This window comes from Streptomyces sp. NPDC020747 (genome assembly GCF_044334695.1).
Taxonomy (GTDB): domain Bacteria; phylum Actinomycetota; class Actinomycetes; order Streptomycetales; family Streptomycetaceae; genus Streptomyces.
Genome location: NZ_JBIRTJ010000003.1, coordinates 135,453 through 161,474 on the forward strand (window position 1 = coordinate 135,453; position 26,022 = coordinate 161,474).

A 26,022-nucleotide genomic window follows, 5' to 3' on the forward strand; every position below is an offset into this window, starting at 1 on the left:
GGTTTGGTTGTTTGTTTTTTTATTAGTTATAAATCTAACTAAACAAGACCTCCTCCTTAAACAACAATTTGTGGGGGGGGGGGGGGGGGGGGGGGCCGCCCCCCCCCCCCCCCCACCCCTCTGCTGCCCCCGGCCTCTACTGCCCCCGGGTACTGCCCCGGCCTAGCTCGTCGGCTGCGTCAGGTCGTAGAAGGTGGACGAACCCACCGTCACCTCCTTGAAGTTCTCCTGCACCCACTCGCTGATCTGGGTCCCGGTGCCGGAGCTGCTGCCGCCGCCACCGCCCATGGAGCCGGAGGAGATGAAGTAGTGGATCTTCCCGTCCTCCACGTACTTCTTGAACTGGGCCAGCGTCGGCGACGGGTCGCTGCCGTTGAAGCCGCCGATAGCCATGACCGGGTCACCGGTGGAGAGCTGGTAGCTCGCGGCGTTCTGGGCGCCAATGGCCGCCGCGACCCAGGTGTAGTCACCGGAGTTCTTCTCCAGAAGGGCCTTGGCCTCGGAGCTGACGGTCGCGCCGTTGAGCAGACCGCCCATGCCGCCACCGCCGCCCATACCGCCGCCGTCGCCGGTGCCGCCACCGCGCTGGGTCTGACCGTTCTGGCCCGTCTGGCCGTTGCCGTTCTGCTGGCCCTGGCCGTTCTGGCCGTTCTGGCCGCCGCCCGGCATTCCGCCGGTCGGGGGCTGGCCCATCTGGCCGTTGCCGTTCTGCTGGTTCTGACCGGTACCGCCCTGCTGGTTCTGGCCCGGCATACCGCCGCCGCCACCGGGGCCGCCGCCCATGCCGCCACCGCCGCCGGGTCCGCCCCGGCCGCCCGAGACCGCCGGACCGGCCGTCACGATCGAACCGGTGTGGCCCTCGTTCAGCGTGGTGAGGGTGTACGCCGTCGGACCCGCGAGGGCCGCGACGAAGCTCAACCCGACGACCGCGAGGGCCAGTCGGCGCCCGAGCCGCGAGACGAAGACCAGGCCGAGCGCGGCGACCAGGCCGCCCACCAGGACCAGCCACTTCAGCCAGGGCAGGTAGTCGGAGGAGCGGTTCAGGAGGACGTATCCCCAGACCGCGGTGGCCGTCATGCCGGCCGCCATCGTGAGCGAGATCCACAGCTTGCCGCGCTCTTCCCACAGCACGCTCGCGCCCATGCCGATCACGGCGGCGACGTACGGGGCGAGGGCCACGGTGTAGTACTCGTGGAAGATGCCCTGCATGAAGCTGAAGATCACCATGGTGATCAGCAGCGAGCCGCCCCAGGCGAGGAACGCGGCACGGGCCGTGTCGGTCCGCTTCGCCTTCCAGGTCAGGGCGATGCCCGCGGCCAGCACGATCAGCGCGGCCGGGATCAGCCAGGAGATCTGGCCGCCGATGGAGGAGCTGAACATCCGGTCCCAGCCGGTCTCGCCCCAGCTGCCGCCTCCGCCCCCGCCGCCTCCGACGCTGCCGGTCTCCTCGCCGTTGATACGGCCGAGTCCGTTGTAGCCGAAGGTCAGTTCAAGGAAGGAGTTGTTCTGCGAGCCGCCGATGTACGGGCGGGAGGACGCGGGCCACAGTTCCACGATGGCGACCCACCAGCCGCCCGCGACGATCATCGACAGGCCCGCCAGGAGCACCTGGCCGATGCGCTTGCGCACGGTCGTCGGCGCGAAGACCACGTAGATCAGGGCCAGCGGAGGCAGGATCAGGAAGGCCTGGAGGGTCTTCACCAGGAAGGCGAGACCGACGGCCGCGCCCGCCCACACCAGCCACTTCGTCTGGGCCTTCTCCATGGCGCGCAGCACGCAGTAGACCGTGACGGCCATCAGGAGCGCGAGGGCCGCGTCCGGGTTGTTGAAGCGGAACATCAGCGCGGCGACGGGCGTGAGCGCGAGCACCGCCATCGCGATGAAGCCGGCCGCGGGCCTGAACCGGCGGCGCAGGGCCCCGTACAGCACTCCGGCCGTGGCGACGGCCATGAGGACCTGCGGGAACAGGATCGCGAAGGAGTTCAGGCCGAACAGCCGCACCGACAGGGCCATCGGCCACAGGGAGGCCGGGGGCTTGTCGACGGTGATGGCGTTGGCCGAGTCGAGCGAGCCGAAGAAGAAGGCCTTCCAGGACTGGCTGCCGGCCTGGACGGCCGCGGAGTAGAAGGAGTTGGCGTACCCGGAGGCCGTGAGGTTCCAGGTGTAGAGCGCGCCGATCAGCAGCAGCGTGCCGAGGAACGCGGGACGCGTCCAGCGGTGGTCCTCGGGCCGCCCGCGCCACAGTCGGCGTACGAAGGGCTGCTTGGGGCTGCCGTCCTCGGGGGCGGCCGGCGGAGCAACCACGGGCTCCCGCACGGCGGTTGCCCCGGTCGGGTCCGGCGGTCCCCAGTCGGGGCTCGCGCCCCCGGAGGGACCGACGCCCCCCTGATAGGTCGTGTCGGGCTGAGTCGTCGTCATCGTGCGTCCCTCGGATCGTGATCGCTCGGACGCACCGGCTGGAGCTGCATGGTCGCGTCCCCCCAGGTCTGGTGGTCGTGCGGAGAGTGGGTCGTGCCGTACGCGTTCGTCCCGTACGAGGTCGTCTCGTGGGGCACGGGAGCAGATCCGTACGAGGACCGCGGCGTCGTCGCGTAGACGGGCGACGCGGGTCCGGCCGGCACGGCGGGTGTGTGCGAGGCGACGACGGTCGACGGTGACTCGTCGCGCCGGTCCGGGAACACCCAGGCCCGGAAGAGCAGGAACCGCAGCACGGTGGCCGCGAGGTTGGCGGCGACGAGCACCGCCAGTTCGGTGGCGTGCGCGGGCTCGGTCGTCGCCGCGTTCAGGGCGGCGAGCGAACCGCTGGTCAGGGCGAGCCCGATACCGAAGACGACCAGGCCCTGCGCCTGGTGCTTCACGGCACCGCCCCGGCCGCGCACACCGAAGGTGAGACGCCGGTTGGCCGCGGTGTTGGCGACCGCCGAGACGAGCAGGGCGAGCGCGTTGGCGACCTGCGACCCCGAGAACGTACGGAAGCCGCTGTAGAGCATCAGATAGAACAGCGTGGACAGAACGCCCACGACACAGAACCCGACGAGCTGGCGGGCGAGACCCTTCGGTACGCCGCTGATCTCGCGGTCGCGGGGATCGTCGCCGAAGGGACGGGCGAGCCGGTCGAGCGCCAGCGAACCGGTGGCCAGGGCGCGGCCCACCCGCCACACACCCTTCAGATCATCGGTCGCGGTCTTCACGATGTGCACGGTCGAGTCCGGGTCGTCGACCCAGTCGACCGGCACCTCGTGGATCCGCAGCCCCGCCCGCTCGGCGAGGACCAGCATCTCGGTGTCGAAGAACCAACCGGTGTCCTCGACGAGCGGCAGCAACACCTGCGCCACATCGCGCCGGATCGCCTTGAAACCGCACTGGGCGTCGGAGAAGCGGGCCTGCAAGGAGCCCCGCAGGATCAGGTTGTACGTACGGGAGATGAACTCCCGCTTGGCGCCCCGCACCACCCGCGAGCTGCGGGCGAGCCGCGAGCCGATCGCCAGGTCCGAGTGACCGGAGATCAGCGGGGCGACCAGCGGGAGAAGCGCGTTGAGGTCGGTGGAGAGGTCGACGTCCATATAGGCGAGGACCGGGGCGTCCGAGGCGGACCAGACGGTGCGCAGCGCCCTGCCGCGCCCCTTCTGCTCCAGCCGGAACGCCCTGACCTCGGATATCTCCGCCTCCAGCCGCGCCGCCACCAGGGGAGTGGTGTCCGTGGACGCGTTGTCCGCGATGGTGATGCGGAACGCGTACGGGAAGGTGCGGGCAAGGTGCTCATGCAGTCTGAGCACACACGGCTGGAGGTCCTTCTCCTCGTTGTAGACGGGGATCACTACGTCCAGGACAGGCGTACCGGCATTTCCGGCCGGGAGGTGCTCCCGCGCCGGCAGGTTGCCGGGAGAAGGTTCGGTTCGCATGACGAAGACTTTCGTCAAGCGCCCTGTTGCACCCATGTGGTCGTGCTGTGCTGTGCCTGTGAGTACGATTGCGAATTCGATGAGGAAATGAAGGCCTCATGAGAATGCTGCTCTTCGGGGGCCAGCGCGGGCAGATGCACGGTAAAGACGGTGCGTCCGGGCACGCTGTCGACGGTCACCGCGCCGCCGTGCGCGGCCGCGACGGCCTGCACGATGGCGAGCCCGAGTCCGGTGGACCCGGAGGCGCGTGACCGGGACGAGTCGCCCCGCGCGAACCGCTCGAAGACGTGCGGGAGCAGGTCCGGCGGGATGCCCTGACCGTCGTCCTGGACGTCCACGCACACCCAGGCTCCCTGGCGGCGCACGCGTGCGGTCACCGTCGTTCCCGGAGGTGTGTGCGTTCGCGCATTCGCAAACAGATTCACCATGACCTGCTGGACGCGGGCGGCGTCCGCCAGCACCAGCGCGGGTTCGTCGGGCAGCTCCAGGCGCCAGTTGTGTTCGCGACCGGCCGCGCGGGCGTCGCTCACGGCGTCCACGACCAGCGGGGAGAGGTCGGTGTGCTCGTAACTCAGGGGCCGTCCGGCGTCGAGCCGGGCGAGCAGCAGCAGGTCCTCGACGAGCCCGGTCATCCGCCCGGCCTCGGACTCGATCCGGCCGAGGGCGTGTCTCGTGTCGGGCCCGGTCTCTTCCCGTCCGCGTCTGGTCAGCTCGGCGTAGCCGCGGATGGACGCCAGCGGTGTACGCAGCTCATGGCTCGCGTCCGCGACGAACTGCCGTACGCGTGTCTCGCTCTCCTGGCGCGCATGCAGGGCCCCGTGGACGTGGTCGAGCATGCGGTTGAGCGCGGCGCCGACCTGTCCGACCTCCGTGTGGGGGTCGGTCTCGGACTCGGGGACGCGCTCGTTGAGGGTCACCTCGCCGGTGTGGAGCGGCAGTTCGGAGACCCGGGTGGCGGTGGAGGCGACCTTGCGGAGGGGGCGCAGCGCGACGGTGACCAGGACGGACCCGGCGATTCCGGCCGCGACGAGGCCGGCCACCGTGACGCTCACCTCGACGAGGATGAGGGTGTTGACGGTGCTGGTGACGGACTCGGTGGGCAGGGCGACGTAGTAGCCGCCCCTGTTGCCCTCGACGTACTTGACGCGGTACTCACCGAGCCCGGGGATCTCCACGGTGTGTTCCCCGGTCTTCGACACGGAGCCGACCGCGGACTTCTGCGCCTCGGTCAGCGAGCCGGCGACCATGCCCTCGAAGCCCTCGCTGTCGGAGTTCTTCTCCTTGGCGACGACCGCGTCGCTGATTCCGCCGTCGTCACTCACCTGGGCGACAACGGTGTTCTCCTCCGTGCCGCCCTTGGTGATGAAACCGAACGGCCCCCCGGGAGGCTCGCCCTTCGGGTCCGACGGACTGTCCGGCCTCACCGGGCCGCCGGTGGCCCGGTCGCCGACATCGCTCAGCGAGGTGTCCAACTGGTCGTACAGGTGCTGGCTCAGCGCGATCGTCGTCACCGTACCGATCACCGCACACACCACCGCGATGAGCGCGACCGCCGAGACGACGAGCCGCGTCCGCAGCGTCCGAGGCTGTCGGCGCCGTTGCTTCCGCAGCTGTCGTCGCCCGCTCATGACGCCGCGGGCTTGATCAGATACCCCGCACCACGCCGGGTGTGGATCATCGGCTCACGACCGGCGTCTATCTTGCGGCGCAGGTACGAGATGTAGAGCTCGACGACGTTGGCCTGACCACCGAAGTCGTACGACCACACGCGGTCGAGGATCTGCGCCTTGCTGAGCACCCGGCGCGGGTTGCGCATCAGGAAGCGCAGCAGCTCGAACTCGGTCGCGGTGAGGTGGATGCCCTCGCCGGCCCGCGACACCTCGTGGCTGTCCTCGTCGAGGGTGAGGTCCCCGACGACGAGCACGGACTCGGAGCGGCGGTCGGCGGCACCGGAGCGGCGGATGAGACCGCGCAGCCGTGCCACGACCTCTTCGAGGCTGAAGGGCTTGGTGACGTAGTCGTCGCCGCCGGCCGTCAGGCCCGCGATCCGGTCCTCGACCGCGTCCTTCGCGGTCAGGAAGAGAACGGGCACGTCGGGCAGATCGCGCCGCAGCCGGCCCAGGACGGCGAGTCCGTCCATGTCGGGCAGCATCATGTCCAGCACCACGGCGTCGGGCCGGAACTCTCGCGCGGTCTGCACCGCACCGGTCCCGTCACCCGCGCTGCGGATCTGCCAGCCTTCGTAGCGAAGGGCCATGGACAACAGCTCGGTGATCGACAGCTCGTCGTCCACCACAAGCACGCGGACGGGGCTCCCGTCCGGCCTCAGCAGTTCGGTGCGCCCCTGGGGCGAGGTCGTGGTCATAGCGCATACGTTGCTGGGCTCCTCTGAGAGCACGCTTTCCAGAACCTGTGAATTTCCTGAGAAACGCACAGCCACCTCTCAGGGAACTCCTTGGAACTCCTTGCCCCGGCGGACCGCGGCGGGGGAGGATCCGTCAGCCGCCGGGTCGTGGTGATCAGGGGGATGGCCTGTGGGGGGCTGTTGTGGCGGGTGGGGACAGACCTGTGGAATTCCTGGGACAGCCGGGTCCCCTGCGCATGCGCGACAACCCGCTGTACGTGGCATTCGCGATCGTGCTGCTCATGCTCCCCGTGATCTTCTTCTTCCAGTGGTACGAGAAGCGTGACGTCGTCACGGGTGCGCAGGGGCCCTTCCCCGCCGCGTTCGGCACCGAGGCACCGGTCGCGCCCGAGCACGTCATGCGCCGTGGGACGGGGGAGAGAGCCCTGGTGCACGGCCTGTCCGTGGAGTGGACGGCCCACGGCGCACGGGCGGTGAACCTGCGGACCGGCAAGGAGTACTGGCGCTACGAGCGACAGGACGAGGGCTCCACCGTGATGTCGTTCGAGGTGTCGGGGCGCACCGTGGTGATCGCCTACTCGGACAGCACCCTGGTCGGTGTCGATCTGCACACGGGCAAGCGGCTGTGGCGCGAGGACCTCGGTTACGGCAAGGGCTTCCGCAACGTGAGCCTCGGCGCCGGTCAGGCCCTGACCGCGGCACCCGGCGCCGTGCGCGCCTTCGACGAGCGCGACGGCCGGAGCCTGTGGACGGCGAAGACGCCCAAGTCCTGCCCCGAAGCGGGCGTCCAAGCCGTGTACGCCCTGCCGGACCACGTGAGCGCGGTCCCGGTCCTGTGCAACAGGTCGAGGCCCGACACGGACAAGAAGCAGTACTACCTGCTGCTCGGCATCGACAACCGGACGGGCAAGACCCTCTGGCAGCGGCACATCAGCGACCCCAAGTGGACGGTCAGGGCCGACACACACACGCTGGCCGCCCCGACACCGGACACGGACACAGATACGGATACGGATACGGATACGGATACGGACGACTCACCGGCCGTCCAACTGCTCGGCATGAGCCGGGAAGGAGCCGTTCCGCGCGCCGACCTGGACACCACCTCGTGGAATCCGGTCGGCGCGGGCAGCGGCACCGTGCTGCTGGCCACCGATGCCCGGGGCAACGGCGACGGCGACCATGACACCGTCCTGCACGCCTACGACACCGAGGACGGCCGCCTCACCTGGCGGCTGAAGGCGCCGACCGGCCAGGAGTACGGCTCAGGTGTGATCGCCGACGGCCGGGTGTACCTCGTGCGCCAGCCCCTCCTCACCAAGGCGGACGTCGGGCGCCGGATCCGGGAGGCCGAGTTGCTCGTCCTCGACGCGGGCACCGGGCGCGCGCTCCACACGCTGCGCCTACCGGCCATGACCGTGCCCGACGACGACGTCTACTTCATGAAACTCGACGTCGACCAGGTCACCGACGGAGCACTCAGCCTCTCCTGGCGGGAGCTGTCGACGGACGAGCAACTCATCGTCACCGACTGACACCCGCCGCCTGTTCCTTTCCTCTACTGGCCTCCACCCCTGCCTCCCCGCACAGCTCCTCACAGCCCGAACAGCCGCGCCCCGTTGTCATGACAAACCGCCCGAAGCCACTCGTCCCCGAGGCCGAGCCCCTCCAGTACCCGCAGCTGATGGACGTACGGATAGGGGATGTTGGGGAAGTCGGTCCCGAGCAGGATCCGGTCACCGAGGTCGGCGAGCCGGGGGAGCGCCCGCCGGGGGAACGGGGCGAACTGCTCGCTGAAGTCCGTGAACGCCATCGTCGTGTCCAGCCGCACCTCACCGAACCGCTCGGCGAGGCCGAGGAAGTCCTCGTACTCCGGCATCCCCATGTGCGCGAACACCAGCCGCAGCCGCGGATGTCGCGCCAGCACCCGCCCGATCGGATCGGGCCCGGTGTGCTTGCCGGGCGAGGGCCCCGAACCGCAGTGGATCACGACAGGCGTCCCGGCCTCGGCGAGCAACCCCCAGGCCGGATCCAGGAGTGCGTCGGCCGGGTCGTACGCCCCCACCTGGACGTGCGCCTTGAAGACCCGCGCGCCCTCGTCCATCGCCCTGCGGACGTACGCCGCCACGCCCGGTTCCGGAAAGAGCGTCGCCGTATGCAGACAGTCGGGGGTCCGGCCGGCGAACTCGACAGCCCACTGGTTCAGCCACTCGGCCATGCCGGGCTTGTGCGGGTAGAGCATGGCGGTGAACGCCCGCACCCCGAACTCCCGGAGCAGAGCGACCCGTTCGCGCTCCTCGGCCCGGTAGGTGATGGGCCACTCGACACCACCGGTCAGCGGCCCGAGCGCGTCGAAGTACTCCCAGACCTTCTTCAGAACCCGCTCGGGCATGAAGTGGGTATGGACGTCGACGAGCCCGGAAAGCCCAAGCCCCTCCCAGAACCGCCGCACCTCAAGAGCCTCACCCGCCCCGCCCACCACGCCAGCCCCACTCACCGGGCCTGTCCTGTCGTCCCCGTCTGTCCCCTCTGCCCTGTCGTCCCCGTCTGTCCTGCCGTCCCTGTCCGTCCTGTCATCTCTGTCCGTCCTGTCCCTCCCGACCGCTCCATCCACCCTGTCCACCCACGCCGTCCACCCACGCCGTCCATCCGGCCCACCCGTCAGCCCTGCTCACGCTCGAACCCGTGGCTTCGCTCGACCTTGGCGACGTGCAGGGTGTAGCGCTCGTACCACTCGGCACGCCCGCGCTTCTGCGCCGCCCGGTGCTCGGCATTGGTCCGCCATTCCTCGACGGCGTCCGCGTCACGGAAGTACCCGACGGTGATGGACAGCCCGCCGGGGGAACCCGCGTAGTCCATCCCGAGGTACCCCGGGATCTTCTCCACCAGCTCCTCCATCCGCTCGTTGGTCTCGCCGTACCCTCCCGGCACACCGTCCCGTCCGCCCTCCTCCGTCTTCACCGAGGTGAACACGACGGCGTAGTACGGCGGTTCGTACGCGGCGACGGGCACGGCGGGGGCGGAGACAGAGGCTGGAGTGGAGGCAGGACCGGAGGTGGTGGGATCAGGGGTGGTGAGAGCAGAGGTGACGGGGTCAGGGGAGGCAGGGGCATCGGCAACAGGGACACCGTCGGTGACAGGCACAATGGAGTGATCGCTCATGTCACCCACTCTCGGCCCCTCCGTCGCGCCCCGTCCAGGGCCTTTACCGAAGGGGATCCGCCAGGGATCGATCTCTTGACCGTTCCTCCCGCCTCCGCCCCGCCCTCAGAAGAGCCCGTCCTGAACACCACCGAACTCCCGTACAGGAACGGTGACTTCACGTCGCTCACCTCGCTCACTTCCCTCACCCCGCTCGCCCCCGCCGGTCCCGGTCAGTTCCCAGCCGGTCATGAGCCGCGTGTCGAGCACGACGACCCCACGCCCGGTCCGCAGATGCAGATCGGGCCCGGCGGCGGCGACGAGCTCCCCGCTCACGACACCTCCCGCCACGAGCTCACCGACGACACCGGCGGCGGGCGGCAACCCGACGAGCCCGAAGACCTCCGCATGATCGACGGCCGCGAACGGCATCCGCTCCAACGCCTCGGGCCACCCGCCCAGCCCCACGGCCCGGGCATGCAGTTCCCGGACCTCCGCCACCCGCACCCCCGCGTCCGGCAACTCGCTCCGCACGGCCCGCTTGGCGTCGTACGGAATCCGGTCCGGCACCCCCAGCGCCGTACGCAGCAGCTCCTCACTCCGCCGGGCTGCCATCAGCGGCCCCCGCCCGAGCCAGGTGAAGACGACGGCGCCCTGCTCCAGCAGCCGGGCGGACCCGCGCTCGACGGCGGTGATGCCGACCTTGACCAACCCGGGTCCGAACCACGCCAGATAGACCGAGTAGGGCCGTGGATCGTCGGCGATGGTGTCCGCGGCCACGGAGTGAGCCCGGTCCAGCCGCCCGCACTCCTCACACCGGGCCCCGACACTCCGCCCGGACACCGCGGCCCGCGTAGGACAGCTGTTCCCCCGCGCCCCCACACATGTCCGCCCGCCCCCACCGGCAACAGCGAACGCGACCTGCTTCCCCCACGGCAACGCACTTCGACGCCCCCCGTCCCACGTCAGCACGGGCCCTTCCACGCCCCACCGAAGCCCCGTGCATTTCCACAGTTGTGCCATCACTCACGAGCGTAGAGGGCACCACTGACAACGCGACGCCCGGCGAGCAACACGACGCCCGCGGCCGTCGCGACGCCCCTCAGACAACGGACTCAGAGGGAGCCGATCCCGAGGCTGGGTCCGGCCGCTGTGATCCCTGCACCCCCTGGGGAGAGGCAATCACGGCGGCACTCACCGACCGCCCCCGCCCGGCCAGCCGACACCCGACACACACGGGATGCCCGGCCCTCGCGGCACGGTCCCGCACCCGCATACCCCGCTCCGCCAGGGGCCGGATCCCGGGCGGTTTACCCCACCCCGCCAGATGCAGCCCCCAGGTCACCAGTACACCGAGACCCACGACGCCGAGCCCCAGCCAGATCCCGGCCGCGGACCCCAGACACATCCCGACCCCGGCCACCGAAGTGCCCACAACGGCCACAGCGCAACCGGTCCACCCGGCGACGGTGTGCCCCTCGTCATGGTGATGCCCGCTCATGTACGTACCTCCCCGGCGGATAACCTCTTAGCAAGTAAAGAATTTACCTTACGAACTAAGGAATCTTCCAGACGCCGGACAGGGAGAGAATGAGGAACGCGAGAGAAGAAGAAGGAGAAGAAGGAGAAGGGGGAGAAGCAGGTGAGCGAGAAGAGGGCGAGCGAGAGCGGCTCGGGCCCGCGCCGGCGCCCGCCGGCCACCCCGGCGGAGACCCTCTCGGCGATGGACCACGTCATCGCCACGAGCATGGTCGCCCAGCACGAGATGGCCCAGCGTCTGGGCCTGAACGCCTCGGACCTGACCTGCTTCGGCTTCATCCTGGAGGCGGGCGAGCACCTGCTCACGGCAGGCGACCTGGCCACCCGCGCCAACGTCACCACCGGCGCGGTCACCGGCATCGTCAACCGCCTGGAACGCGCGGGCTATGTGACCCGCCGGCCCGACCCGTCCGACCGCCGCCGCGTACGCATCGCCGCGGTCCCGGCCGCGGTCGACCGCGTCACCGCCCTCTACGGCCCGTACTACGCCCGCCTGACCGAACAGTTCGACGACTACTCCCCCGCCGAAATCGCCGTCCTGAACGACTGGTTCACCCGAACCGGCAAGCTGATGAGGAACTACCTCGAAGAGGTCCGCGAAACCTGACGACCACGCTTCTCCGCCATCCACACCAACGGCAGCCCACGCCAACACAAGAGGCCCCGGACTCACCGTCCGGGGCCTCTTACCTGTGTGCACTCGGCAGGATTCGAACCTGCAACCTTCTGATCCGTAGTCAGATGCTCTATCCGTTAAGCTACGAGTGCTTGTGTGTTCTGTTGTGTTCGCTCTTCCTTCCGGGCTTTTCTTCCCGGTCGGCGTTGCGGGAACAACATTACATGACTGGCGGCGTGAGGCGAAATCCGTTTGTCGGACCTGGCCTGACCTGCACAAACGACCCCGAAGCGGCCTCCGGCGAGGCCCACGGGACGCCCCGAAACGATCAAGGAACGGCCGAAGCCCCGGTCAGTCATGACCGGGGCTTTCGGGATCTTCGGCGGAGGCGGAGGGATTTGAACCCTCGATGGGATTTGAGTCCCAAACCGCATTAGCAGTGCGGCGCCATAGACCGGACTAGGCGACGCCTCCAGCACAACCGTCCGCGCGAGCGCGAATGGTGCGTGCAGATGATGACACAGCCGAGCGGGCTGTCACCAATCGCCCCCCACGGTACTAGGAGGAAAGGTCAGAGGGCAAAGCCCATCCCGCGGCGCAACGTCACGGCACGGACGGCGTTAGAGGAGTGGGGCACACGCCCCCGGACGACGAGACAGACGAGACAGACGGGACAGGCAGAGACCGGAGACGAGACATCGGAGCCGAACACGGAGGTCGTCCCTCGGTCCCGCCGACAGGTCCCGCCGATCCGCCTCACCCACTGGAGCCCTCATGCTGCGCCGCCTCGCCCTCACCGTCGCCACCTCCGCCGCCGCGTCCCTCGCCGCGCTGTCCGCGGCGCCGCCGGCCGCGTACGCCGCGTCGCTTCCCGTCATGCCGCCGCCGGCGAGCGGGGCGGACGACGCCGACCGGCTCACCGTGGCCGTGAGCAAGGCGGGCGGCGGCAAGGACGGGACGTTCGAACTGGACTGTCATCCGGCGGGTGGCAGCCACCCCGACGCCCGGGCCGCCTGCGATCAGTTGGACCGAAAGACCACGTGGGGCAAGGACCCGTTCGCGCCGGCCGCGCCGGGCGGGATGTGCACGATGCAGTACGGCGGTCCGGCCACCGCGCACGTCACGGGGACCTGGGCCGGACGGCCCGTCGACGCGACGTACGCGCGCGCCGACGGGTGCGAGATCGCGCGCTGGGACGCCCTCGTGCCCGTGCTTCCGGGGTTCGGATCGTAGGAACGCCCGTCGTTCAAGGGCTCGGTTCGTGGAGCGCCAAGGCACAACTGGCGGTCTGGACGGGAGCGGCGTGGACGGGAATCGCACAGCGGACTCATGGGCCGCGGGGGCGAAACGCACGGTCACAGGTTCTCCGTGACTTCTGCGTCCGTTCTGCGTCCCCTCTACGTGCGACCTCCCTCTCATCCGGCGCCGCGAGCGCAACCACTGCCCGTAGACTCCCTCGCGTGACACGTCGCGGACCGGTTGGCAAGATGGCACCCGCGGTCGGCAAGGTGCGGTAACAGGGAGGAAGCGTCTCGTGAGCAGCAGGCCATCCCGAGGCGCTGCTCGCCTCGCAGCCATACTCGACGCGCTTCCCGATGCGTTGGTGCTGGTCAACGCCAATGGAACGGTCGTCAACGCCAACACCATCGCCCTGGAGGCCTTCGAGGCCCCGGGCACGGCTCTCGTCGGTCGCGGACTGCTGGATCTGCTGCCGCAGTTCGACTCCCGGCTCATCCCCGGCACGATGCGGCGGCCCGACACCGTCGACGAGAGCGGCCGCACCAGGCCCACCCGGATGATCGCCCGCCGCACCGACGGCAGCGAGTTCCCGGTCGAGGTCACCAGCGCGAACCTGGAGAACGGCCAGCAGGCGTACGACGGTTACGGCTACACCAGCGATGAGCTGCTGATGCTCGTCGTACGCGATCTCTCCGGCACCGTCGACACCGAGGCGGAGCTCGCCCGTTCGCAGCGGCAGACGGAGATGATCCTGCGGGCCGCCGCCGAGGGTGTCGTGGGAACGGACACCGAGGGACGGGTCGTTCTCGTCAATCCGGCCGCCGCTCAGATACTCGGTTTCCGGGCCAGCGACCTGGGCGGGCAGGAACTGCACCCGCTGATGCTGCACTCGCGCGCCGACGGCGAGCCCTTCCCGTACGAGGAGTCGCCGCTCGCCGACACCCTGCGCTCCGGGCGCAAGCACCGGGTGCGCGGGCAGGTCCTGTGGTCCAAGAGCGGTGACAAGGTTCCGGTCGACCTGACCACCGCGCCCGTACGGGACGGCGACCAGCTCGTCGGGGCCGTGATGACCTTCACGGACCGCCGGCCGTACGACTCGCTCGCCGAGGAGAAGGACGCCGAGGCCCAGCGGCACCAGGAAGAGCTCGAACGGGCCGCCGAGGAGCACGCGAAGGTACTGGCTGCACTCCGGGAGGAGCACGGCGCTCGGCTCGCCGAGCTGAGCGAGCGGCACGAGGAGGAGCTGGCCGCGGGCGACGACCGGTACGCGGCACTCGCCGAGCGCGAGAAGGACCGGTACGAGGCGCTGTCCGCGCGGCACGAGCAGTTGCTCGCCGTGCTCGGGCGTTCCCTGCGCGGGCCGCTTGACCAGCTGCGGACCGAGCTGTCGGTCCTCGCCGCGGACGACGCCGGGCAGTTGTGGCCCGAGGCCAACCAGGTGCTGCACCACCTCTCGGCCGGGTACTCGCGCATCACCACGCTCGTCGACAACGTCCTCGCCTACCAGCGCCTCGACTCAGGGACCGAAGAGGTCACCCGTACGAAAGTGATGCTGGACGCGGTCGTCGCGGCGGGTGTCGACGGGGCGGTCGAGCTGATCGGGCCCGGACGGGTGCAGTTCGCCGTGCACGCGCCGCCCATCGAGGCCGAGGTCGACCCGCAGCGGCTCGCGACCGCGCTCGCGCATCTCGTCGCGGACGTCGCGGGCGTCGACTCCACGGGCAACGCGCCGGTCTCGGCCGGCGGTTACATGGACAACACGGTCGTCGTGGCGGCCGCGCAGCGCGGCGAGGTCGTACGGATCGAGGTGCGCGGGCCGTACACCGGGGGAGACCCGGTGCACGAGCCGATCGTGCGGGGGATCGTGCGCGCGCACGGCGGAGTGCTGCAGACGCACGAGGTTCCCGGGATGAGCGGCAGCGCGTTCGTTCTCGAGGTGCCGATCGGGGGCGGGGCCGGGGCGGTTCCGGCTCCCGGTGCGGACGCCGCCGGTACGGCCGTGGCCCTGAGTGCGGGTACGGGTGCGGACGCAGGTGTGGATCCGGGCTCGGCTCCGGACGGTGGAGGCGTCGGTGGCGGCGTCGGTTCCGCGGTCGCGCTGCCCGAGCAGGTCTCGCCGCAGGGTGGGGGGCGACGGCGGGCCCGGCGGGCTTCCGTCGACGCCTTCCTGGAGAGCGAGGTCGGGCCCTCGACGGAGACTGCCGTGCCCACCGGGCGGCGCAGGCGCGCTGCCGGGGACGACGGCGGGGGCGGGGCTCAGCCCGCCCTTCCCGCTCAAGCCGCCCTTCCGGCTCAAGCCGCACTTCCCGCCGCCCAGGCCGCGCTTCCCGCCCAGGCCGCGCTTCCCGCTCAAGCCGCGCTTCCGGCTCAGGCCTCGGCCGACGAGGGGGGCGCCGAGGGTTCCGGTGGGACCGGGCGGCGGCGGGGGCGGCCCAGTCCGGCCGAAGGTGACGGTGTCTCCGAGGGCGGCGTCTCCGAGGGCGCGGTCGTGACCGCCGCCGAGCACGCCGCCGGTGCCGCTGCCACGGGGCTCGGGCAGACCGTGCCGCCGCAGGGCGTGCCCGTGCCCGCCGGTGGACGGCGAGCGCGACGGGACGGCGAACGGCAGGCGCTGCCTGCGGCATTGCCCGCGGCGCCTTCGCCCGCTCCGGACCCGGGTGCCGCCGCGGACGCCAGTGGTGGCGCACCCCAGCCGACAGGACGGCGTCGGCGTGCGCTGGCCGCCGCGGCCGAGCGTGCGGCGGCGCAGGAGGCGGGGCCGCGCGCGGTGTTCGCGCTCCCGCCGGCCGAGGCGGACCGCTCTCCCGAGTACGCCGCCCAGCAGGCCGAAGCCCACGGTCAGGCAGCCCTCGCCCAAGCGCCCGTCGGTCAGCCGGCTCTCAGTCAGGCAGCGCTCGGACACGCTCCCGCCCAGACCGACGACGGGCGCCACGACGTGGCGTCGCACAACGCGGCCGACGATCACACGCCGCCCCAGCCTCATCCGTTGCAGGCGCCCAGCGGGCGTCGACGGGCTCGGCAGCCGGCGGGCGAGCTCGATGCGGCAACCGCCACCGCGGCGACGGGAGTTCCCGGGCAGCTGGACCCGGCTCAAGGTGCTCCCCAGGCTCCGGGTGTGCAGGGTGCGCCCGCCGCGCCGGGACAGGCCGTGGCGGTTCCGGGGCAGGGGATTCCTGGGCAGGCGGTTCCTGGACAAGGAGCTCCTGGACAGGGGATGCCCGCGCAACTGGGCCCCGTACAAGGCGTTCCCGGTCAGGCGCTGCCGCTGCCTGGTCAGCTGCCCCAGACGCAGGGCGTACCCGCTGAGGCCATGGCTCCGCAGGCTGCTTCCGGGCAGCCCCTGCCCGTCGCCGTACCCGCCCAGGGAAACTCCGCTCAGGGCGCCTCCGACCAGGCCGGTCCCGTTCCCGGGCAGGCCGTTCCTCCGCAGGGCATGCCCCAACCAGGTGCCCACGGACAGGCCCTCCCGCCGCCGCAGGCCGTACCCGGCCAGGTCGCGCAGGTAGGTACGGCTGGTCCTGCGGCAGCCGTCGGCCCCGGCGGCGTGCCGGTAGCCGCTGCGCCCGCGCAGGGCTCCCAGGCCCCTGAGCAGAACGTCCGGCCGCAGGCGCAACAGACCCCCGCGGACGCCGCTGCGGCACAGCAGCCCTGGCCCGGCGCGGCCGACACCTCCGGCGTCGGCGTCCCCGTAGAGCAGGAGGCCGGTGCGGCGGGCGGGCCCTGGCCGGGTACGGCCGACGGGCCGGCGGACCCGGAGCCCGGGCCTGCGCCTGTCCCGGAGCAGCCCCGTGCCGCCCAGCCGCTGCCCGCCGAGGCCGCGGCGCCTCCCGTTGACCCCAACTCGACTCAGGGACGTGCGTTCAGCGTCCGTACGCTCGGGCAGGGCGTCCCGTTCGGGCGCCGTATGACGGACGCGCAGCAGCCCCGGGCGAGCCGGCCCGCGTCCCCGACGCCCCAGCCGATTCCTCAGGCCCAGGCCCAGGCCCAGCAGGGGCAGGCTCAGGTCCAAGCTCAGGCCGCTCCGCAGCCTCAGGCGTCCACGCCTCCCCCACACGCGACCAACGGCTCCGGGCGGCGCCGTAAGCTCGGCACCCGCCCCGAGCCCGTCGCCGACGTCGCCGAGCAGACGGACACGGCGGCCCGCCCGCACCCGCAGGGCGGCGGACCTCAGTCCCGGCTGGCCAACGCCACCGAGGGCACCGGCCGTTCGTACGCCATAGGAGCCCCCGACGAGAACGCTGACGAAGGTCCCGAGCCGCTCGACGGCCCCGGCGGCGCGGTCGAGGTCGCGAACCAGCCCCATCCGCAGCCGATGGACGACGAGTTGCCCCCGGAGCCGCTGGACAACCCGCGGCGGCTGCTGGTCTGGCCCGCGCCGGACATCACCACCCAGCAGGCGCTGAGCGACCGCGGCTACCGGCCCGTCATCGTGAACTCGCGCGAGGAGGTCGCCGCGCAGATCGCCGCCTTCCCGGCCGCGCTCTTCGTGGACCCGCTCACCGGCCCGATCACGCGTACGGCGCTCCAGTCGCTGCGTCAGGCCGCCGTCGCCGCCGAGGTCCCTGTCCTGGTGACGGCGGGCCTCGGCCAGGCGACGCGCGAGGCGGCGTACGGCGCGGACCCGGCCGTACTCCTCAAGGCCCTGGCCCCGCGTGACAGCGAACAGCACCCGCCGCGTGTCCTGCTCATCGAGGAGCACGCGGAGATCGCGCTGGCGCTGACCTCGACACTGGAGCGGCGCGGGATGCAGGTCGCGCGGGCCTCGTCGGACGAGGACGCCGTCACGCTGGCCTCGCAGATGCGGCCGAACCTGGTCGTGATGGACCTGATGCAGGTACGCCGCCGACGTGCCGGAATCGTCGACTGGCTGCGGGCGAACGGCCAGCTCAACCGCACCCCGCTCGTCGTCTACACCGCAGCCGTCGACCCGACCGAACTGCCGCGCCTCGCGGCGGGGGAGACGGTGTTGTTCCTCGCGGAGCGATCGACGAGTACCGAGGTACAGGGCCGGATCGTGGACCTCCTGGCGCGCATCGGCACGAACTGAGGCGCCCTTCCTGGCCAGCACGGGTGGTTCCGTGAGAAGTGCACGTGCGCATATGTGAGTTGGGGCGTTGTTTCACGTGAAACAACGCCCCAACTCACATGTCGACCTAAATATGGCCAGAAGACTTTCGCTCGCCCTCGATGACCGTCAGATCTGGGTGACGTCCAGCTCGCCCGCCGCGTACTGCCTGCGCAGCACCTTCTTGTCGAACTTGCCCACGCTCGTCTTCGGTACCGACTCGATGATCGTCCAGCGCTCGGGAAGCTGCCACTTGGCGATCTTGCCCTCACCGGCGAGGAAGGACCTCAGGGACTCGAAGTCGGCGCCGGAGCCTTCCTTCAACACGACGGTGGCGAGCGGACGTTCGCCCCACTTGTCGTCCGGGACGGCGACGACCGCGGCCTCGGCGACGTCGGGGTGGGCCATGAGCGCGTTCTCCAGGTCGACCGAGGAGATCCACTCTCCGCCGGACTTGATGACGTCCTTGGCGCGGTCGGTGAGAGTGAGGAAGCCGTCGGGGCTGATCGTGCCGACGTCGCCGGTCTTGAGCCAGCCGTCCTCGCTGAACTTGTCGGCGGGGCGCAGGACTTCGGCGCCCTGGCCGCCGTAGTAGGCGCCCGCGATCCAGGGACCGCGCACTTCGAGCTCGCCCGCCGACTCGCCGTCCCACGGCAGCCGCTCGCCGCCCGGACCGGTCAGCCGGGCCTCGACACTCGCCGGGAAACGGCCCTGCGTCAGGCGGTACGCGAACTCCTCGTCCGAACCCACCACCACCTGGGCCGGAGGCCGCGCGATCGTGCCGAGCGGAGAGGTCTCCGTCATGCCCCAGGCGTGGCAGACACGCATGCCGAGCTCGTCGAAGGCCTTCATCAGGGCGGGGGGACAGGCGGAACCACCGATGGTGACCTGAGTCAGCGAACTCACGTCACGAGGCTTGGCCTTGAGCTCCGCGAGCAGACCCTGCCAGATGGTCGGGACAGCGGCCGCGTGCGTCGGGCGCTGGCTCTCGATCATCTCGGCGAGCGGGGCGGGCTGGAGGAAACGGTCCGGCATCAGCACGTTCACGCCGGTCATGAACATCGCGTGCGGCAGTCCCCAGGCGTTCACATGGAACTGCGGGACGACGACGAGGGAGGTGTCCGCGTCGGTGAGGCCCATGGACTGCGCCATGTTGACCTGCATCGAGTGCAGGTAGATCGACCGGTGGGAGTAGATGACGCCCTTGGGGTCGCCGGTCGTGCCGGAGGTGTAGCACATGGACGCGGCCTGGCGCTCGTCCAGCTCCGGCCAGTCGTAGCTCTCCGGCTTGCCGGCAATCAGGTCCTCGTACTCGTGCACCTGGACCGTCGCCCCGTCCAGCAGCGAACGGTCGCCGGGGCCGGAGACCACCACGTGCTCGATGGTCTTGAGGTGGGGCAGCAGCGGCGCGAGCAGCGGGAGCAGCGAACCGTTGGCGACGACCACACGGTCGGCGGCGTGGTTGACGATCCAGACGAGCTGCTCGGGAGGCAGCCGAAGGTTGAGCGTGTGGAGGATCGCACCCATGGCGGGGATCGCGTAGTACGCCTCGACGTGCTCGGCGTTGTTCCACATCAGCGTCGCGACCCGGTCGTCGTCCCGGACTCCGAGGTCGTCACGCAGCGCGTGCGCCAGCCGTGCCGCCCGGCCCCCGATCTCGGCGAACGAGCGCCTCTGCGGCTCCCCCTCACCGGTCCAGGTGATCACCTGAGACGAACCGTGGATCGTCGACCCGTGGGTCAGGATCCTCGAGATCAGCAGCGGTACGTCCTGCATCGTGCTCAGCACGGCGTCCTCCCGGGGGCGACATTGCCTACGCGGTAGTAAGGGTTGGGCTGATTCTGCTCACATACCGCGCGGTATGTCACTACTCCAGGATGATCGATCACGTCACGACAGGATTGCTTGCCCCTGCGTGAGCAGTGTGCTTGCCCCAAACCGGTCAGTCACACCGGTCGGTCATAACCGGTCAGTCACCGATCAGCGCACGGGACCCAGCTCGGGGTCCTCACGCAGCTTGCCCAGCGCACGCGACACGGCCGACTTGACCGTACCGATCGACACTCCCAGTACGTCCGCCGTCTGTGCCTCGCTCAGGTCCTCGTAGTACCTCAGGACGACCATCGCCCGCTGCCGCGCCGGCAACTTCATGATCGCGCGCCACATCGCGTCGTGCAGCGCCTGCTGTTCCGCCGGGTCCCCGGCCGGCGGAGCCTCCGGCTCCGGCAGCTCGTCGCACGCGAACTCGTCGACCTTCCGCTTCCGCCACTGCGACGTCCGCGTGTTCAGCAGCGCGCGCCGCACATAGCCGTCGAGGGCCCGGTGGTCCTCGATCCGCTCCCACGCGACATACGTCTTGGTGAGCGCGGTCTGCAGCAGGTCCTCCGCGTCGCTCGGGTTCGCGGTCAGCGAGCGAGCGGTACGCAGCAGCACTGGTTGGCGGGCCTTGACGTACGAAGAGAACGACGGGTACGCAAGGGTCCGCGTCGCCGCATTCGAAGCGCTGGTGCAGACGGTTGTGGTCATGGCTCCACGCTAGGAGCGCCCCCTACTCCAGCGGATCGGCCGCAGGTCCCGAAGCCGTGTCCGCCTCAGGTTGTAGGAGGGGGGCTGGCCCCACCTACTGAAGGTGGACGCCGGGCCCCGGCCCTCTGAGGGTTCACCCCCTGAGGACCGCTCCTCTGGCAGTAGCCCGGACCCAGGAATCGTGCGGGAGTAGTACGTCCGCACTCCACGAGCACTCCCGGAGAGTACGCCGGGGCGCTCGCCGAGCGCGAAAGCGAGCGCGGAAGCGAGCGCCTTGGGCTGCGCCGCGCTACGACCCGGCCTAGGCCACGACGACACCGTCGAGGCCGCCGAGGCCGCCGAGGCCGCACTGAGGACCCGGCCGACCCATACGGCAGGTCGCACAAGCCGAGCGAAGCGAGTGAGGAACGACGGTCCCGCTCCGACGCCCGGCTCGGACATGCGCCCAGCCTCGCACGGCACGGACATGCACCCCGCCCGCCACGGACGCGCACCCGGCCCGGCCCTGCCCGCACTCGTACCCGCATCGCGGTCAGGCGCCCCGCCCCCGGAGTCAGCCCTGGTCGTCCGAGCCCAGGATCAACCCCGATGTGGGGACCCCCGTCCCCGCCGTCACGAGCACCCGGCGGGCCCCGGGTATCTGGTTCACGGACGTGCCCCGGAGCTGTCGTACGCCTTCCGCCACACCGTTCATCCCGTGCAGATACGCCTCCCCGAGCTGCCCTCCGTGTGTGTTCAACGGCAACCGCTCCTCGGCGACGAAGTCCGCGGCCTCACCCGGCTTGCAGAACCCGAACTCCTCCAGCTGCGTCAGCACGAACGGCGTGAAGTGGTCGTACAGAATCCCCACGTCTATCCCGGCCGGCGTCAGCCCGGACGTGCGCCACAGCTGCCGCGCCACCACGCCCATCTCCGGCAGCCCCGTCAGGTCGTCCCGGTAGAAGCTGGTCATCTGCTCCTGTGCGCGGCCCGCGCCCTGGGCGGCCGCGGTGATCACGGCCGGCGGATGCGGCAGGTCGCGCGCTCGCTCCACCGAGGTGACGACCAGGGCCTGGCCGCCGTCGGTCTCCTGACAGCAGTCCAGCAGCCGCAACGGCTCGACGATCCACCGCGACGCGGCATGGTCGGCGAGTGTGATCGGTTTGCCGTGGAAGTACGCCGCCGGATTGGTCGCCGCGTACTTCCGGTCGACGACCGCGACGTGCCCGAACGCCTCGGGTGTCAGTCCGTACGTGTGCAGATAGCGCTGGGCCGCCATCGCCACCCAGGACGCGGGCGTGAGCAGTCCGAACGGCAGCGACCAGCCGAGCGCCGCGCCCTCCGCCGACGGCTCGCGCCGCTGCACCCCCGAACCGAATCTCCGTCCCGACCGCTCGTTGAACGCCCGGTAGCAGACCACCACTTCGGCCACGCCCGTGGCCACGGCGAGAGCCGCCTGCTGGACGGTCGCGCAGGCCGCGCCTCCGCCGTAGTGGACCCGCGAGAAGAAGGACAGCTCGCCCATGCCTGCCGCCTGGGCGACGGTGATCTCCGGGCTGGTGTCCATCGTGAACGTCACCATCCCGTCCACGTCGGCCGGTGTGAGCCCCGCGTCGTCGAGCGCGGCCCGCACCGCCTCGACGGCCAGCCGCAGCTCGCTGCGCCTCGAGTCCTTGGAGAACTCGGTGGCCCCGATCCCGACGATCGCCGCCCGCCCACCGAGCGCGTCCCTCGTCCGTACGCTCATGGCCGACTCCTCGCCTCTTGGACCGCGGCGCCCTCGGCTCGCGCAGTACCGTCAACGCCCTCAACGCCGTCGGCTCCGTCGGCTCCGTCGGCTCTGGGGACAGTGACCGTGACCGTCCCGGTGACATGTCTGCCGATCCCGTTGGCCCCCACCACCCTGACCGTCGCCGTGTCGCCCTCGACCTCCTCCACGGTGCCCGTCAACACCATCGTGTCGCCCGGGTAGTTGGGTGCACCGAGCCTGATCGCGACCCTCCGCAGCACGGACCGGGATCCGAACCGGTCCGTGATGTAGCGCCCGACCAGCCCGTTGGTCGTCAGGATGTTCATGAAGATGTCCGGCGAACCCTTCTGCCGTGCGAGCTCCGCGTCGTGGTGGACGTCCTGGTAGTCCCGCGACGCGATGGCACCGGCGACGATGAGCGTGCGGGTGATCTCGATCTCCAGCGGCGGCAGGGCGTCCCCGACCCGCACCGGCCCGACGTCGGTGTTCATTCGTCCCCCTCCCCGTGCACGATCAACTCCCCCAGTTCCTGGAGCACTTCGCTCCCGCACCCCAGATACGCGTCCAGCTGCCGCCCCCACAGAAAGTGCCGGTGCACGGGATGGTCGAGGTCGGCCCCCATACCGCCGTGCAGATGCTGTCCCGCGTGCACCACGCGGTGCCCCGCCTCCGACGCCCACCAAGCGGCGGTCAGCGCGTGCGCGGCGTAGTCCAGCCCCTCGTCCCGCCGCCAGGCCGCCTCGTAGGCCGTGACCCGTATCGCCTCGGTGTCCATGTACGCGTCCGCCGCCCGGAGTTGGACCCCTTGCTTGGTCGCGAGCGGTCTCCCGAACTGCTCGCGGGTGTTGGTGTAGGCGACCGCCCGGGCCACCGAACCCGCGCACACCCCGGCCTGCAGCCCCGCGAAGGCGGTACGCGCCGTGGCCAGGACATCGTCGTACGCCCCCTGCCCCGCCACGTTCGCGTCGGACCCGCCCAGCCTCTGGTCCAACTGCTCGCCCAACCGCTCGCCCGGTGTCCCGTCCAGCGTCAGTCTTCCCGCCGACCAGGGGGCTGTCAGCTCGACGGGCTCGCACCGCGCGTCGGCGGTCCGTACGAGCCACAGGCCGTGCTCGTCGTCGGCGACGAGGACATGCGTGGCGTCGCGGAGCCACGGCACCACCGGGACCACACCGGTCAACTCACCGGATCCGCCCACCCGTACGGCAGCCTCGGGCAGGGCGCCGGTCACGACAACCGTGCCGTCCCCGATCGCGGGCAGCAGCCGCTCCCGCTGGTCCGCCGAACCATGGGCCGACACCGCCAGCAGCCCGTACACACAGCTCGCGGCGAACGGCACCTGGGCGGTGGTGCGCCCCTGTTCCTCCAAGAGCAGCACCAGCCCGAGGAGCCCTATGTCCTCGACGGCGGCCGGCAACCCGGCCTCGCACAACGCCTTCCACAGCTCCGCGTCGCTGCCGGTGCCCGCAGCCGCGAGCCGCTCGTGGGTGGATAGGTCGCCGAAGATCCGCGCGGCCAGGTCGCGGGCCGCCGTCTGCTCCTCCGTGGGCGTGAAGTCCATGTCAGCCCCCGCTCCTCTCGACGGCCCGGAAGACCGGCAGCTCCAGCTCCTCGTCCACCAGCTCGAACTCCAGCCGGACCGGCATCCCGATCCGCACCCGGTCGTGCGGCACTCCCACCACGTTGCTGATCATCCGCACGCCCTCCGCGAGTTCGATCAGCCCCACCGCGTACGGCGGATCGAAGGCCGGGAAGGGCGGGTGGTGCATCACCACGTACGAGTAGACGGTCCCCTCGCCGCCCGCCTCGACCGTGTCCCAGTCCGGGCAACCGCACGCGTTGCACCCCGGCAGCCAGGGGAAACGCAGTGTCCTGCATCCGTCGCAGCGCTGTATGAGCAGCCGGTGCCGGGACACGCCCTCCCAGAAGCCGGCGTTGTCGCGATTGACGACAGGGCGGGGGCGCTTGGGCCGCGGGGCCTCGGCAGCCTGTCCGGTGACTGGCTTCGGCGAGCCCTCCGATGACCTCGAACCATTCGACGCCTTCGGTGGCTCCAGTACCCGCGAAGGCTCCTTCGAAGGAGCCTTCGAAAGCTCCGAGGCCACCGCGGTCCTCGCGGTCCTCGCCACCGAGGCCGTCCCCTCCGCCCCCTCCGCCCTCGGAGCGCTCCTTCTCCGGCCCGCCGGCACGTACTTCAGGATCCGGAACCGATGTGTCCCCACCGGCCGGCCGGCCACCCGGACATCCATCCGCGTCGTGACGAAGTACCCCGTCCCCAGCTTGGTGGTCTTGCGCTCGGAGACCGACTCGATCACCGCGTCGAAGGTGATCGCGTCCCCGGGCCGCAGCGGCCGCAGATACTCCTGCTCGCAGTCGGTGGCGACCACCGAGGTGTACCCGGCGTCGTCGAACAGCCCGAGCAGTTCGTCGTACGCCTCGGAGCGCCCCGCGCGCCCGGAGAGGCCTCCCATCGTCCACGCCTGGAGCATGGTGGGCGGTGCGATGGCGTGCGCCCCCGCGTACGCCGGGTTCGTGTCTCCCATCGCCTCGCACCAGTGCCGGATCATCGACTCGTTGACCAGGTCCTTGCCCACACCGCCGACCGCGGCGGCCTGCCCCTCGTACACCTTCGCCCGGGCGAACACGTCCTCGTACTCGCCGCCCTCGCCCAAGGCCGTCGCCCCCTCCGCGCCCGGAACCTCCCGCTCGCTCACCGACGCCCCCTGGTCATCCCGAGCCGCATGGTCGCCACGATCTCCCGCTGCACCTCGCTCACCCCGCCCCCGAACGTGTTGATCTGAGCCGCCCTGTTCATCCGCTCCAGCTCGCCGTCCCCGAACACACCCGGCGAACCGGAACGGACCAGCGCGTCCGATCCGACAATTTCCTGACACATTCGGTACACCGCGACCGCCGATTCGGTTCCCACGACTTTCACGCCGCTCGCATCGCCGGGTGCCAGCCGGCCGGCCCCCACATCCCCCACCAGACGCCAGCTGAGCAGGCGTGTTGCCGCCAGCCGGGCATGTACTTCGGCCAGCCTCGACCGCACCCACGGCTCGTCAACCCGGCGCCGACCAGTCACCGGATCGGGGGTACGGGCAGCGGCCAGCGCGGCCGCGTAGAAGTCCTCGGCCTGCATGCCGATCGCCGCGAGGGCGACCCGTTCGTGGTTGAGCTGGTTGGTGATGAGCCCCCAGCCGCCGTTCTCCTCACCGACGAGGTTGGCCACCGGGACCCGGATGCCGTCGTAGTACGTGGCGGTCGTGGTCAGCCCGCCCACCGTCGCGATCGGCGTCCACGAGAACCCGGGGGTGTCGGTGGGCACGAGCAGGATCGAGATCCCCTTGTGCTTCGGCGCGTCGGGGTCCGTACGGCAGGCGAGCCAGATCCAGTCGGCCTGCTGGGCGTTGGAGGTGAACACCTTCTGCCCGTCGACAAGCCACTCACCGCCACCCACCCGCACGGCCCGGGTCCGCAGTGCCGCCAGGTCCGTCCCCGCGGACGGTTCGCTGTACCCGATCGCGAACACGAGTTCCCCGCGCAGGATCCGCGGCAGGAAGTAGTCCTTCTGCTCCTCGGTCCCGTACTTCATGAGCGTCGGACCGACCGTGTTGAGCGTGACCATGGAGACCGGAGCGCCCGCCCGGTAGGCCTCGTCGAAGAAGACGAACTGCTCGTCGGCGCCGCGCCCCTGGCCCCCGTAGGCGACGGGCCAGCCGAGTCCCAGCCACCCGTCGGCACCGATCCGGCGCAACAGTTCCCGCTGTCGGTCCGAGGCACCCGGCTCATCAGAGCCCCCGGGCGGCGGCGGTCCGTCCGGCATCAGGTCGCGGAAGTACGTACGGAGTTCGGCGCGCAGTCGTCGCTGGCGCTCGGTGGGGGCGAGATGCACGACGA

19 protein-coding genes and 2 tRNA genes are annotated in these 26,022 nt (G+C 70.8%); 4 read left to right on the plus strand and 17 right to left on the minus strand.

The window, feature by feature from the left end; genetic code table 11:
- Nucleotides 1-162: 162 nt before the first annotated feature.
- From ACH4YP_RS09760 to ACH4YP_RS09775, 4 genes are read right to left on the minus strand one after another with little or no spacing between them, the layout of a single operon-like run.
- Nucleotides 163-2,418: a glycosyltransferase family 39 protein gene (locus ACH4YP_RS09760; protein ID WP_361070538.1), complete on the minus strand. Its 2,256-nt coding sequence runs from the start codon at nucleotides 2,416-2,418 to the stop codon at nucleotides 163-165.
- On the minus strand, nucleotides 2,415-3,902 hold the full coding sequence (locus ACH4YP_RS09765; protein ID WP_398490157.1) for a glycosyltransferase: 1,488 nt from the start codon (nucleotides 3,900-3,902) through the stop codon (nucleotides 2,415-2,417). The genes ACH4YP_RS09760 and ACH4YP_RS09765 overlap by 4 nt, the downstream gene beginning before the upstream one ends.
- 14 nt (nucleotides 3,903-3,916) lie before the next feature.
- On the minus strand, nucleotides 3,917-5,530 hold the full coding sequence (locus tag ACH4YP_RS09770) for a HAMP domain-containing sensor histidine kinase (RefSeq protein WP_361070533.1): 1,614 nt from the start codon (nucleotides 5,528-5,530) through the stop codon (nucleotides 3,917-3,919).
- Entirely contained in the window at nucleotides 5,527-6,267 is a 741-nt protein-coding gene (locus ACH4YP_RS09775; RefSeq protein WP_361070530.1) for a response regulator transcription factor, read from the minus strand. The genes ACH4YP_RS09770 and ACH4YP_RS09775 overlap by 4 nt, the downstream gene beginning before the upstream one ends.
- A 203-nt stretch (nucleotides 6,268-6,470) precedes the next feature.
- On the opposite strand from ACH4YP_RS09775, the gene ACH4YP_RS09780 reads away from it, so the two are divergent.
- Entirely contained in the window at nucleotides 6,471-7,802 is a 1,332-nt protein-coding gene (locus tag ACH4YP_RS09780; protein ID WP_398490158.1) for a PQQ-binding-like beta-propeller repeat protein, read from the plus strand.
- A gap of 59 nt (nucleotides 7,803-7,861) precedes the next feature.
- Here ACH4YP_RS09780 and ACH4YP_RS09785 read toward each other — a convergent pair whose 3' ends face one another.
- From ACH4YP_RS09785 to ACH4YP_RS09800, 4 genes are all read right to left on the minus strand, one after another.
- Nucleotides 7,862-8,764 carry an amidohydrolase family protein gene (locus ACH4YP_RS09785; protein ID WP_361070524.1) on the minus strand — a complete coding sequence of 301 codons (903 nt, stop codon included), beginning with the start codon at nucleotides 8,762-8,764 and terminating at the stop codon, nucleotides 7,862-7,864.
- 164 nt (nucleotides 8,765-8,928) lie between these two features.
- Nucleotides 8,929-9,279, minus strand: coding sequence for an antibiotic biosynthesis monooxygenase (locus tag ACH4YP_RS09790; protein ID WP_361070547.1), 351 nt, complete (start codon nucleotides 9,277-9,279; stop codon nucleotides 8,929-8,931).
- A gap of 255 nt (nucleotides 9,280-9,534) precedes the next feature.
- Complete coding sequence (locus ACH4YP_RS09795; protein ID WP_398490159.1) at nucleotides 9,535-10,431, minus strand: DUF2797 domain-containing protein; 897 nt, start codon at nucleotides 10,429-10,431, stop codon at nucleotides 9,535-9,537.
- 79 nt (nucleotides 10,432-10,510) lie between these two features.
- The gene (locus ACH4YP_RS09800; protein ID WP_398490160.1) at nucleotides 10,511-10,909 is read right to left on the minus strand and encodes an HGxxPAAW family protein; all 399 of its coding nucleotides are present in this window, start codon (nucleotides 10,907-10,909) and stop codon (nucleotides 10,511-10,513) included.
- A gap of 222 nt (nucleotides 10,910-11,131) precedes the next feature.
- On the opposite strand from ACH4YP_RS09800, the gene ACH4YP_RS09805 reads away from it, so the two are divergent.
- Nucleotides 11,132-11,554, plus strand: coding sequence for a MarR family winged helix-turn-helix transcriptional regulator (locus ACH4YP_RS09805; RefSeq protein ID WP_398490531.1), 423 nt, complete (start codon nucleotides 11,132-11,134; stop codon nucleotides 11,552-11,554).
- Between the two features lie 88 nt (nucleotides 11,555-11,642).
- On the opposite strand, the gene ACH4YP_RS09810 is transcribed toward ACH4YP_RS09805, so the two are convergent.
- Together ACH4YP_RS09810 and ACH4YP_RS09815 are read right to left on the minus strand one after the other, a co-directional pair.
- Nucleotides 11,643-11,715 (minus strand) — tRNA-Arg (locus ACH4YP_RS09810).
- Nucleotides 11,716-11,946: 231 nt separating this feature from the next.
- Nucleotides 11,947-12,037: transfer RNA gene (locus ACH4YP_RS09815), tRNA-Ser, on the minus strand.
- Nucleotides 12,038-12,337: 300 nt separating this feature from the next.
- Here ACH4YP_RS09815 and ACH4YP_RS09820 point away from each other — a divergent pair.
- Both ACH4YP_RS09820 and ACH4YP_RS09825 read left to right on the plus strand, forming a co-directional pair.
- On the plus strand, nucleotides 12,338-12,796 hold the full coding sequence (locus tag ACH4YP_RS09820) for an SSI family serine proteinase inhibitor (protein WP_398490161.1): 459 nt from the start codon (nucleotides 12,338-12,340) through the stop codon (nucleotides 12,794-12,796).
- A gap of 301 nt (nucleotides 12,797-13,097) precedes the next feature.
- The gene (locus ACH4YP_RS09825) at nucleotides 13,098-17,849 is read left to right on the plus strand and encodes a PAS domain-containing protein (protein ID WP_398490162.1); all 4,752 of its coding nucleotides are present in this window, start codon (nucleotides 13,098-13,100) and stop codon (nucleotides 17,847-17,849) included.
- A gap of 147 nt (nucleotides 17,850-17,996) precedes the next feature.
- On the opposite strand, the gene ACH4YP_RS09830 is transcribed toward ACH4YP_RS09825, so the two are convergent.
- From ACH4YP_RS09830 to ACH4YP_RS09860, 7 genes are all read right to left on the minus strand, one after another.
- Nucleotides 17,997-19,643: a long-chain fatty acid--CoA ligase gene (locus ACH4YP_RS09830; RefSeq protein ID WP_398490532.1), complete on the minus strand. Its 1,647-nt coding sequence runs from the start codon at nucleotides 19,641-19,643 to the stop codon at nucleotides 17,997-17,999.
- Nucleotides 19,644-19,847: 204 nt separating this feature from the next.
- Nucleotides 19,848-20,393: a SigE family RNA polymerase sigma factor gene (locus tag ACH4YP_RS09835; protein WP_143643394.1), complete on the minus strand. Its 546-nt coding sequence runs from the start codon at nucleotides 20,391-20,393 to the stop codon at nucleotides 19,848-19,850.
- A 553-nt stretch (nucleotides 20,394-20,946) separates the two neighbouring features.
- Entirely contained in the window at nucleotides 20,947-22,119 is a 1,173-nt protein-coding gene (locus tag ACH4YP_RS09840) for a lipid-transfer protein (RefSeq protein WP_398490163.1), read from the minus strand.
- The gene (locus tag ACH4YP_RS09845) at nucleotides 22,116-22,592 is read right to left on the minus strand and encodes a MaoC/PaaZ C-terminal domain-containing protein (protein ID WP_398490533.1); all 477 of its coding nucleotides are present in this window, start codon (nucleotides 22,590-22,592) and stop codon (nucleotides 22,116-22,118) included. Before ACH4YP_RS09845 ends, ACH4YP_RS09840 begins: the two co-directional genes overlap by 4 nt.
- A gap of 17 nt (nucleotides 22,593-22,609) precedes the next feature.
- Nucleotides 22,610-23,683: an acyl-CoA dehydrogenase family protein gene (locus ACH4YP_RS09850; RefSeq protein WP_398490164.1), complete on the minus strand. Its 1,074-nt coding sequence runs from the start codon at nucleotides 23,681-23,683 to the stop codon at nucleotides 22,610-22,612.
- Between the two features lies 1 nt (nucleotide 23,684).
- Nucleotides 23,685-24,794 carry a bifunctional MaoC family dehydratase N-terminal/OB-fold nucleic acid binding domain-containing protein gene (locus tag ACH4YP_RS09855; protein WP_398490534.1) on the minus strand — a complete coding sequence of 370 codons (1,110 nt, stop codon included), beginning with the start codon at nucleotides 24,792-24,794 and terminating at the stop codon, nucleotides 23,685-23,687.
- 38 nt (nucleotides 24,795-24,832) lie between these two features.
- The gene (locus ACH4YP_RS09860) at nucleotides 24,833-26,017 is read right to left on the minus strand and encodes an acyl-CoA dehydrogenase family protein (RefSeq protein WP_398490165.1); all 1,185 of its coding nucleotides are present in this window, start codon (nucleotides 26,015-26,017) and stop codon (nucleotides 24,833-24,835) included.
- Nucleotides 26,018-26,022: the final 5 nt, after the last annotated feature.

Excerpts from the sequence above, each read along its gene's own strand:
- ACH4YP_RS09840 (WP_398490163.1), bottom strand. The coding sequence starts at position 22,119 with ATGAGCGTACGGACGAGGGACGCGCTCGGTGGGCGGGCGGCGATCGTC.
- ACH4YP_RS09800 (WP_398490160.1), bottom strand. The coding sequence starts at position 10,909 with ATGAGCGGGCATCACCATGACGAGGGGCACACCGTCGCCGGGTGGACC.
- ACH4YP_RS09765 (WP_398490157.1), bottom strand. The coding sequence starts at position 3,902 with ATGCGAACCGAACCTTCTCCCGGCAACCTGCCGGCGCGGGAGCACCTC.
- ACH4YP_RS09850 (WP_398490164.1), bottom strand. The coding sequence starts at position 23,683 with ATGGACTTCACGCCCACGGAGGAGCAGACGGCGGCCCGCGACCTGGCC.
- ACH4YP_RS09795 (WP_398490159.1), bottom strand. The coding sequence starts at position 10,431 with ATGGCACAACTGTGGAAATGCACGGGGCTTCGGTGGGGCGTGGAAGGG.
- ACH4YP_RS09805 (WP_398490531.1), top strand. The coding sequence starts at position 11,132 with ATGGACCACGTCATCGCCACGAGCATGGTCGCCCAGCACGAGATGGCC.
- ACH4YP_RS09770 (WP_361070533.1), bottom strand. The coding sequence starts at position 5,530 with ATGAGCGGGCGACGACAGCTGCGGAAGCAACGGCGCCGACAGCCTCGG.
- ACH4YP_RS09760 (WP_361070538.1), bottom strand. The coding sequence starts at position 2,418 with ATGACGACGACTCAGCCCGACACGACCTATCAGGGGGGCGTCGGTCCC.
- ACH4YP_RS09830 (WP_398490532.1), bottom strand. The coding sequence starts at position 19,643 with ATGCAGGACGTACCGCTGCTGATCTCGAGGATCCTGACCCACGGGTCG.
- ACH4YP_RS09775 (WP_361070530.1), bottom strand. The coding sequence starts at position 6,267 with ATGACCACGACCTCGCCCCAGGGGCGCACCGAACTGCTGAGGCCGGAC.
- ACH4YP_RS09820 (WP_398490161.1), top strand. The coding sequence starts at position 12,338 with ATGCTGCGCCGCCTCGCCCTCACCGTCGCCACCTCCGCCGCCGCGTCC.
- ACH4YP_RS09835 (WP_143643394.1), bottom strand. The coding sequence starts at position 20,393 with ATGACCACAACCGTCTGCACCAGCGCTTCGAATGCGGCGACGCGGACC.